The sequence below is a fragment of the Glaciimonas sp. GG7 genome, assembly GCF_052976905.1.
Map to the genome: position 1 here is coordinate 54936 of NZ_JBRIIQ010000018.1, position 9291 is coordinate 64226.

Sequence of the window (9291 nt, forward strand, 5' to 3'; positions counted from 1 at the left end):
GCCCCTGACAACATCCCTATTCGCTGTATTCGCTTCATGCTTGCCCCTGATGATCAATCGTGCGCATTGACTACGTCTGGCGGCAGTGTGACCAAGCCCGGTCAAGCTCACAAGTGTGGATAACCGCAATCGCGCTGTCTCAACGCAGCACCTCAGCTACACTGGGCAACCGCATTGCGCCATCACTCACTTATATATGCCAGACGCAACGTTTTCCAAATTGACCGCAGCCAAACCCCAGCGCACCTGGCGCTGGCTGATTCCAATTTTATTGGTGCTGTTATTTTTAGCCATTCTGTTTTGGTTGCCATGGCAATCTCGGCAAATGGAAACCAATGATCGCCAGAATCAATTAATCGCCGATACGCTCTGGGTCGAGCAAGCCATCAGCTTTCAACTCAGCAGGGATGAGGAAAGCGTGCGTCTGATCGCCACCGAGATTACCAACCATCGTCTGCTCGCTCCCCAGTTTCCTGATCGTCTCAAGCCATTATTAAAAAATAGTCGCGAACTGCGCAGCGTGGTGTGGCTCGATGCCGACAATCAGATTGTCGCCGCAACCGACGCCCTGCCTGGCATCAATCCAGACTATGCAGAACGGGCTAAACGATCGGCACAACAGGTGCAAGTAGCTAAAACAGCGCAATACACACAGCCATACAAACTGGCTAATTCGGCCAATTCCATCTACATCGATTACGCCGTACCGCTGTTTGCAGAGCACCAATATCTAGGCAGCCTGGTGGGCACATACACCGTGAGCAATATTCTCGATGAGTTGGTCCCATGGTGGTTTGCGCAAGATAACGAAATCTCCCTCACCGATAGCGACGAAGTCGTCATCGCCAAACGCGCAGCAGGCGGTCCCGGGCGCGACGTCTACACCCACCGTCGCGCACTCGACTTGCCCGGGCTATCACTGATATTGCGCACCAACAGCACCAAAAGCGCCCCCCAATTCCTGCCCAATTTGCTGGTCGGCTCCGTCATCGCCTTATCGCTGGGCCTGCTATGGAGCCTGCTGGCTTTGTGGCGCGATATTCACCGCCGTTTGGCAACCGAAGATGCGCTGCGCCAGCAAGTTGCCTTTCGCACGGCGATGGAAAACTCGCTCGTTACCGGCTTACGCGCGCGCGATTTGGAAGGTCGCGTCACCTATGTCAATCCGGCTTTCTGCAGGATGGTCGGGTTCAATCCCGAGCAGCTGGTTGGCACCGTACCGCCCATGCCCTATTGGGCGCCCGAGGCGTTGGAAGAGTTTCAGGATCGCTTCACCAAAGTATTAGAAGGCGAGGCCACGCCACAATTCGAAACCATTTTTCGGCGCGCTGACGGCGAGCGCTTTCCGGTATTGGTGTTCGAGTCCGCCTTGGTTGACGCCAACGGTGAGCAAACCGGCTGGATGGGATCAATACTGGACATTTCCGAGCCGCGCCGGGCCGAAGAGCTCAGCCGCAGGCAGCAGGAAAAACTCCAATCCAGCGCCCGCTTAGCCAGCATGGGCGAAATTGCCTCCACCTTAGCGCATGAACTGAACCAGCCGCTGGCCGCCATTTCCAGCTACACCACCGGTGCCATCAACATGCTGCAAGACGGCAGCATCAACGCCCAACAACTCAAACTGGCACTCGGAAAAGTCAATACCCAAGCCCAACGCGCCGGGCAAATCATTCGCAGCGTGCACGAGTTCGTCAAAAAACGTGACCCAACCCGCGAGCCCGTGGCCGTCAGCACGCTGGTCGAAAACATCATGCCCCTAGTCGAGCTGCAGGCGCAGGCGTTCTACGTCAATGTTCAGATCGAGATCGCCACTGCCCTCCCGTGGATATCCGCCGACCGCACGATGCTCGAACAAGTCCTGCTCAACCTGACCCGCAATGCCATCGAGGCCATGGCCGACAACATCCCGACCCGCCGCACTCTGCGCATCACGGCCGCCTCAGCTGATCTCGATACCGAATCGCCGCGCATCATAGTCTCAGTCATCGATCAGGGCCACGGCATCCCGGCAGATGTCGCCGAACGCCTGTTTTCACCGTTCTACTCCACCAAAGCCGATGGCATGGGCATGGGCCTCAAGATTTGCCGCACCGCCATCGAATTCCACGGCGGCACACTCAGCCACACCGACAATGAAGGCGGCGGTACAATCTTTCAGTTTTCACTGCCAGCCAATTTCACACATAGCCAGCGCTGAGCGCCATAACCTCCAGATCGGTCACCGACTTTCCTCTTGCCCATGCTCCATATCATCGATGACGAAGAAGTAATCCGCGACGCCTTAAGCTGGCTGGCCCAGTCACGCGGCATACCGATCTTGTGCTATGCCAGCGCACAAGATTTTTTAGCCGCCATTGATAGCATCCTTGGCATCGTCGGCGCAGGCGCTGCCAATCCTGCCAACGCCGCCGCCCGCAAAGTCAGCCCGCAGAGCACCGAAGGGGATTGTTTATTACTAGACGTGCGCATGCCCGGCATGAGCGGCGTCGCCCTCTTTGACGTCTTAGCCGCACGCACATTAACGCAACGCTTGCCGGTCATCTTTTTAACCGGTCACGGCGACGTACCGATGGCGGTCGACACCCTAAAACGTGGTGCTTTCGACTTCTTCGAAAAACCGTTCAATGACAATACATTGATGGATCGTGTGCAAGAAGCCCTGCAATCGTCCCGCGCCGCCATCGCCCGTAGCGCCATCGATAGCCGCCTGGCCAACTTGTCCGTGCGTGAACGCGCCGTGCTGGAATTAATCCTGCTCGGAAAAATGAACAAAGTCATCGCCGACAATCTCGGCATCAGCATGCGCACCGTCGAGGTCCACCGCGCGCATATTTTCGACAAAATGCAGGTGAAGACGGCGGTGGAACTGGCAAGGATGCTCAATTAACCACCTAACCAAGTCCGTATTACCGCAACTATTACCCCTTTGTGTCGTCTTGATTGACCACACTTTTCTCATCTGAATACGCTGAACCTGCATGCATATCATTAATCTTTTACTCCCCGATTTCACCCTCATCCTGATCGGCGTGATCTTGCGCAAAGTCACCGATTGGGGCGATGCTTTCTGGACCGGGGCTGAAAAATTGGTGTATTTCCTGCTATTTCCGGCCCTACTTTTTTACTCCACTGCACGCACGCCTTTGCATTTCGACACCACTGGAAAAATGCTATTGGTCGGATTGACAGGCCTGTGCGCGGCGATCGTTTTGACCTGGTTAGGTAAGCCGTTTTTGAAGGGCCAGCCGATGGACTATGAATCGGGCATGCAAACCGGGTATCGCTTTAACTCCTACATGGCCCTGGCGCTGGCCTCACGCATGGCTGGCGATGAAGGTACGGGATTGATGGCCTTGCTGATCGGCTTTGGCGTCCCATTGTGCAATCTCGCTGCGGTGCACGCGCTGGTCCATAAAAATGGCAACTTGTTGAAAGAACTGGCACGCAATCCCTTGCTGGTTGCCACTGCATGCGGCTTGTTATATAGCGCACTCGGCTTGACCATACCCGATGTTGCTGGCGCGGTTTTGTCGCGGCTGGGCAATGCCGCCTTGGCGATGGGATTGTTGCTGGTGGGCGCGGGATTGCGGTTATCGGGCATGCAGCGGGCTAAGCTGATGTCCGTTTTTTTTATTGCCGTTAAATTGCTGGCGCTGCCTGCCATTGCGCTGTTATTGGGACGCTGGGTAGGTTTAGGCGAACGACAGTTACAAATTGTGGTGCTGTTCTCCGCGCTACCGACGGCATCCAGCGCTTACATTCTGGCGGCGCGCTTGGGTGGAAACGGACCGTTGGTCGCGTTTTTGATTTCTGCGGGGACGATATTGTCGATGCTTACTTTGCCACTGTGGTTGTGGTTATTACACTGACATCAGCAAGATGACTGACGCCATGCTGCTCCAATGCCCACTGAACATGCTCGCGAATTAACGCCGATGGATCGTGAGCACGGGTCTGAAGCGCGGCGATAATTTCTGCTGAACCAGCACCACTTGCCGCCGTATTCCCCAAGCCCACGGCGAGATTGCGTAGCCATCTCTCATGACCTATCCGGCGGATCGGGCTACCTTGCAGACGCTCGTTGAATTGGGCTTCGGTCCAGCCAAACAAGTCCAGCAACGTCGCGTTATCGAGCCCATTGCGGACATCAAAATCGTTGAGCGTAGATGGCTGGGCAAACTTGTTCCAGGGACAAAATAGCTGGCAATCGTCGCAACCGTAGACGCGATTACCGATCAGCGGCCGAAACTCCAGCGGAATACTGCCCTTGAGCTCTATCGTGAGATACGAAATACAGCGCCGTGCATCCAGTATGTAGGGAGCGATGATCGCCTTGGTCGGGCAAACGTCAATACAGGCGCTGCACTGGCCGCAATGCGAGGTGATCGGCGCATCCATCGGCAAGGGGATATCGGTGAGCATTTCGCCCAGAAAAAATAACGATCCGGCCTCCCGATTTAAGAGCAACGTATGTTTGCCGCGCCAGCCCAGTCCGGCTTTTTGCGCCAGAGCGACTTCCATCACGGGCGCAGAATCGGTAAACACGCGATAACCGAACGGGCCGATTTCTGCCGTCATCCGATCCGCCAATTGCTGCAAGCGCCCACGCAAAACTTTATGGTAATCGCGACCGCGTGCGTATAACGACACCGTGGCTGTGGCGGCAGCGTCCGGATTGAGGCGGCTTTTCTCCCTCGCACGCCATGCTGCGTCACTATCCTGCGGCAAATAATCCATGCGCACGCTAATCGAACGTATCGTCCCCGGCACTAATTCGGCAGATCGGGCACGCTTGATACCGTGCGCTGCCATATAATCCATCTCACCGTGATAACCCTTCGCCAGCCAAGCCTCAAAGCCAGCTTCTTGTTGCGACAGATCGATGTCGGTAATACGCACGTCGGCAAACCCCAACTCCCGTCCCCATGCCTTGATGGTGATAGCGAGCGCGGTTAGTGCGGCAGGGTTCTGCTCTGTTTGACTGAAGTGGGGCTGAGACATCGGTTCAATAACCAGGACAATTTAACTAAATGCAAGATTTTACCCTCCATCTGCACGACGAAGCGGGCACTATCGCACTCGGCGCAGCATTAGCACGGGCCTTGGCTCCCGGCCTGACGATTTATTTGCATGGCGACTTGGGCGTGGGCAAAACTGCGCTGACCCGCGCCTTGCTGCACGCCGCCGGTTATAGCGGCCATGTAAAGAGTCCGACCTACACCTTAGTCGAACCCTACACGGTGAGTCTGAACGCACAAACGGTGGAAGTCATGCATTTTGATCTCTATCGTATGGCAAGTGCCGAAGAGTTTCTGGAGGCCGGTTTTCGCGAACATTTTAATGATGCCAATATCTGCATCGTCGAATGGCCCGAGAAAGCTGAAAATGTTTTACCCACACCCGACATTAACGTCATTCTCAGTGTTGCAGGAGAAGGACGCGATGTAAAATTGCACGGCCTATCTGATAAGGGAAGTCAATGCCTCGCTCGACTGAAATTTGCTCCAAACCTATAAAATCCAAAACCCGCCGGACCGTACTCAAAGCCGGCGGAACCCTACTAATTTCAATTGTCGCCCCGCTCATCTCGCTGTCGGCCAGAGCCGCGCAAATTCTGGCGGTACGCGTCTGGCCTGCCGACGACTACACCCGCGTCACGCTGGAAAATGACAGCGAGTTAAAAGCGACGCACTTTTTGATCCAAAATCCGGATCGCTTAGTCGTTGATATCGAAGGCATCGAACTCGGTCCGACACTGAAAGAACTGGTCGCCAAGATTCAATCGAATGATCCTTATATCAAGCAGGTCCGGGTCGGCCAGAATCGGCCTGACGTAGTCCGGCTGGTGTTTGATCTGAAAGAACCCGTCAAACCCCAGGTATTTACGCTGGACCCGATCGGTAACTACAAAAACCGTCTGGTATTCGATTTGTACCCGCTTAATCCCCCCGACCCCATCGCGGCAATGATCCAAAAAGGTGAATGGCCGACAGCCGAGCCGGGCGAAATCGTGCCGCCCGTGGCCGCCACCAAGCCAACACCGGCCCTGCAACCGCCCGATCCGCCGTTGGCAAAGATTGATCCTAAGCCGGACAAGTCACCCACCATGACGCGTATGATCACCATCGCCCTCGATCCCGGGCATGGCGGTGAAGATCCGGGCGCAATCGGACGCGGCGGCAATCGCGAGAAAGATGTCGTGCTCGCCATCGCCAAGCGGCTCAAAGCCAAAATTGAACAACAACCCAACATGCGCGTCATGCTCACGCGTGACGCTGATTTCTTCGTGCCGCTGGGGATGCGCGTGCAAAAGGCACGCAAAGTGCAAGCCGATTTGTTTGTTTCGATTCATGCCGACGCCTTCGTCACACCGACAGCGCGCGGGTCTTCGGTGTTTGCCTTATCCGAAAAAGGCGCCAGCTCAACCGCTGCGCGCTGGATGGCCAACAAAGAAAACGCTGCCGATTTGATCGGCGGGGTCAACATCAAAAGCCATGATCGTCAGCTTGCCAGCGTGCTGCTCGATCTATCCACCACCGCGCAGATCAACGACAGTATGAAACTGGCAAACGCGGTACTCAGTGAAATCGGCGGCATCAACAAACTGCATAAAGGTGCAGTCGAACAAGCCGGTTTTGCGGTATTAAAAGCGCCGGACATCCCGAGTATTCTGATCGAAACCGCCTTCATTTCGAATCCTGAAGAAGAAGCCAAACTGACCGATAACGCCTATCAGGACAAGATGGCCGATGCGGTGCTGACCGGCATTAAGAAATACTTCTCGCATAACCCGCCTATGGCGAAAAATCGGATGACGTGAGCCAGAATGTTTGGTGCTAGTTGATCATTCACCCAAAAAGCAAAAAGGGCGTCACGCAAATACGTGACGCCCTTTTTTACTCTCGGCAGCCCGGCAAGTCTAAGCCTGCTGGCCCCGGATTTTCTGAACTAGTTTCCACACGCCGCCCAACAACACAGGGATGAGCGCAGCACCAACACCGACCAACACGATCGTATTTAAATGATCACGGATGATAGGAATATTTCCAAAGAAATAACCCGCTGACACCAGACCGACTACCCAGATCAGCGCCCCGGCGATATTAAAAAACTGAAACTTCGAAAAAGTCATCTTGGATACGCCAGCCACAAACGGTGCAAATGTCCGCACGATAGGAATGAAGCGCGACAGAATGACCGTTTTACCACCGTGATGCTCATAGAAAGCATGGGTTTTTTGCAATGACTTTTGATCCAGCCAACGATAATCGTGGGTGAATACTTTGTCTCCAATCTTGCTGCCTATCCAGTAATTGAGTGTATTCCCGGTCGTTGCAGCAATAATCAGCAAAGCCATCAAGGCCCAAATGTTCATTTCACCCGTAGCGCAAAACGCCCCGGCGATGAACAACAATGTGTCACCGGGCAAAAATGGCATGACAACTAATCCAGTTTCACAAAAAACAATCAGGAACAACACCAAGTAGATTAAGGTGCCGTATTCCCTAATCAAAAATCCTAAGGATTTGTCGACGTGCAAAATCACGTCGATGAATTGCATAAAGTCCATAACTCTCCTCATTGGTTGCGCGAAATAATACACTACCCCGTCCACAGGAAAACTCCATCGCAACAAATAAGATGGCGAGACTGCTAACAATAGTCGAACATTACGATCAAAAACATATCCCAACCGCGGACTAAGCAACGGCTATGGTTCGGTATAATCGGCCAATGAATGCTCCGTTGCCCTCCCCCCGCCCAATCCAGCCGCTTCCCGACAACCTCATTTCGCAAATCGCTGCGGGCGAAGTCGTCGAACGACCGTCTGCCGTTGTCAAAGAATTACTAGAAAATGCACTAGATGCGGGAGCGACCCAGATCACCGTCCGGCTCGAACAAGGCGGTATCAAACGCATCGCGATTACCGATAACGGTCGTGGCATTTCGCCAGAGCAACTCCCACTGGCACTCGCCCGCCACGCGACTTCAAAGATTACCTCGCTGCACGATCTTGAGAATGTTGCCACGTTGGGCTTTCGCGGTGAGGCGCTGGCCTCGATTGCCTCGGTTTCGCAGCTCACCCTGACTTCGCGCACCGCCGATGCGGCGCACGCCTCGGAAATCGATGGCAGCACATTAATAGTGACGCCATCGTCCGGCGCACAAGGCAGCACGATCAACGTCCAGGATTTATATTTCAACACCCCGGCTCGCCGCAAATTTCTCAAATCGGATCAAACCGAATACGGCCACTGCGCTGAAGTCGTGCGCCGGATTGCACTGGCACGGCCCGACGTTGCGTTTTCACTCACGCACAACGGCAAAGCCGTCGATCACTGGAACGTCACCGAAAACGCCAAACGCAGCGCCAGCATCCTCGGCACCGAGTTTGCCGAAGCCAGATTAGCGCTAGACGAAAGCGCTGGCCCCTTGCGCCTGCATGGTTTCGTCGGCCTGCCAACCGCCTCCAAAGCCCGTGGCGATGCGCAATATTTTTACGTCAATGGCCGCTTTGTGCGCGACAAAGTGTTGATGCACGCGGTCCGCGCCGCGTATCAGGACGTATTGCACGGGGACCGTTATCCATCCTACGTCCTCGCGCTAGACCTGGACCCGGCGCTAGTGGATGTGAACGTGCATCCCTCCAAAATCGAAGTACGGTTTCGCGATAGCCGCTCTATCCATCAATTCATTTATCACGCAGTTAATCGAGCGTTGGCGCACACGTCTGCGACATCCTTCGGCACAACGCCAGCCCCCTTGCCCTCGCCTGGTGGCGCGATGCCTTGGATACGCGGATCATCAGAGCACCTGAACGCTATTTTGCAGCCGCAGCCAGTGCAAGCGCCGCAGCTACAAAGTACATTCGGCGCGCATTTCGGCAGCGATACGCGTCCGGGCGTGGCCCAAACCGTTGCTAATTACGGTGCATTGTTTGCCGATAACATCCCGACATCCCCCGTTTTTAGCAGCACAATCGCACAGCAAACACCAACAGCCGATGAATTCCCCCTCGGTTTTGCGTTGGCCCAATTGCACGGCATTTACATCCTCGCGCAAAATATCAAAGGGCTGGTATTGGTCGATATGCACGCCGCGCATGAACGGATTTTGTACGAACAATTAAAAGACGCGCTCGATGAAAACGCCATGCAAGTGCAACCCCTACTGATCCCGGTGACGTTTTACGCCGATGGCGTCGAGGTCGGCACCGCAGAAGAAAATCAGGACATCCTGCAATCCTTAGGCTTCGACATCGCCGCAATGTCGCCAACCACACTCGCCGTG

At 54.8% G+C, this 9291-nt stretch carries 8 protein-coding genes; 6 read left to right on the top strand and 2 right to left on the bottom strand.

Going from position 1 to position 9291, the window contains the following annotated elements:
• The first annotated feature begins 196 nt into the window (after positions 1-196).
• The 3 genes from ACVBEF_RS06860 to ACVBEF_RS06870 all read left to right on the top strand — a co-directional run bounded on the left by ACVBEF_RS06860 (position 197) and on the right by ACVBEF_RS06870 (position 3869).
• A complete protein-coding gene (locus tag ACVBEF_RS06860) occupies positions 197-2197 on the top strand; it encodes a sensor histidine kinase (protein ID WP_447123186.1) in 2001 nt (666 codons plus the stop codon).
• 42 nt (positions 2198-2239) lie between these two features.
• A complete protein-coding gene (locus tag ACVBEF_RS06865; protein ID WP_447123199.1) occupies positions 2240-2887 on the top strand; it encodes a response regulator transcription factor in 648 nt (215 codons plus the stop codon).
• Positions 2888-2978: 91 nt separating this feature from the next.
• Positions 2979-3869 (top strand): AEC family transporter, encoded by an 891-nt coding sequence (locus ACVBEF_RS06870; protein WP_447123187.1) that lies wholly within the window; start codon positions 2979-2981, stop codon positions 3867-3869.
• Here ACVBEF_RS06870 and queG read toward each other — a convergent pair.
• Positions 3835-5001, bottom strand: coding sequence for a tRNA epoxyqueuosine(34) reductase QueG (gene queG / locus ACVBEF_RS06875; RefSeq protein WP_447123188.1), 1167 nt, complete (start codon positions 4999-5001; stop codon positions 3835-3837). The two genes, ACVBEF_RS06870 and queG, sit on opposite strands and share 35 nt — an antisense overlap.
• Positions 5002-5030: 29 nt before the next feature.
• On the opposite strand from queG, the gene tsaE reads away from it, so the two are divergent.
• Positions 5031-5516 (top strand): tRNA (adenosine(37)-N6)-threonylcarbamoyltransferase complex ATPase subunit type 1 TsaE, encoded by a 486-nt coding sequence (gene tsaE / locus ACVBEF_RS06880; RefSeq protein ID WP_447123189.1) that lies wholly within the window; start codon positions 5031-5033, stop codon positions 5514-5516.
• Complete coding sequence (locus ACVBEF_RS06885) at positions 5480-6820, top strand: N-acetylmuramoyl-L-alanine amidase (RefSeq protein WP_447123190.1); 1341 nt, start codon at positions 5480-5482, stop codon at positions 6818-6820. Before tsaE ends, ACVBEF_RS06885 begins: the two co-directional genes overlap by 37 nt.
• A 99-nt stretch (positions 6821-6919) precedes the next feature.
• Here ACVBEF_RS06885 and ACVBEF_RS06890 read toward each other — a convergent pair whose 3' ends face one another.
• On the bottom strand, positions 6920-7570 hold the full coding sequence (locus ACVBEF_RS06890) for a VTT domain-containing protein (protein WP_447123191.1): 651 nt from the start codon (positions 7568-7570) through the stop codon (positions 6920-6922).
• A gap of 164 nt (positions 7571-7734) precedes the next feature.
• Between ACVBEF_RS06890 and mutL the strand changes: the two genes are divergently transcribed.
• Positions 7735-9291: DNA mismatch repair endonuclease MutL (mutL, locus tag ACVBEF_RS06895; RefSeq protein WP_447123192.1), on the top strand; the 1557-nt coding region annotated here is incomplete at its 3' end.

Coding starts and splice junctions, on each gene's coding strand:
- queG (WP_447123188.1), bottom strand. CDS start 5,001: ATGTCTCAGCCCCACTTCAGTCAAACAGAGCAGAACCCTGCCGCACTA.
- tsaE (WP_447123189.1), top strand. CDS start 5,031: ATGCAAGATTTTACCCTCCATCTGCACGACGAAGCGGGCACTATCGCA.
- ACVBEF_RS06885 (WP_447123190.1), top strand. CDS start 5,480: ATGCCTCGCTCGACTGAAATTTGCTCCAAACCTATAAAATCCAAAACC.
- ACVBEF_RS06870 (WP_447123187.1), top strand. CDS start 2,979: ATGCATATCATTAATCTTTTACTCCCCGATTTCACCCTCATCCTGATC.
- ACVBEF_RS06865 (WP_447123199.1), top strand. CDS start 2,240: ATGCTCCATATCATCGATGACGAAGAAGTAATCCGCGACGCCTTAAGC.
- ACVBEF_RS06890 (WP_447123191.1), bottom strand. CDS start 7,570: ATGGACTTTATGCAATTCATCGACGTGATTTTGCACGTCGACAAATCC.
- ACVBEF_RS06860 (WP_447123186.1), top strand. CDS start 197: ATGCCAGACGCAACGTTTTCCAAATTGACCGCAGCCAAACCCCAGCGC.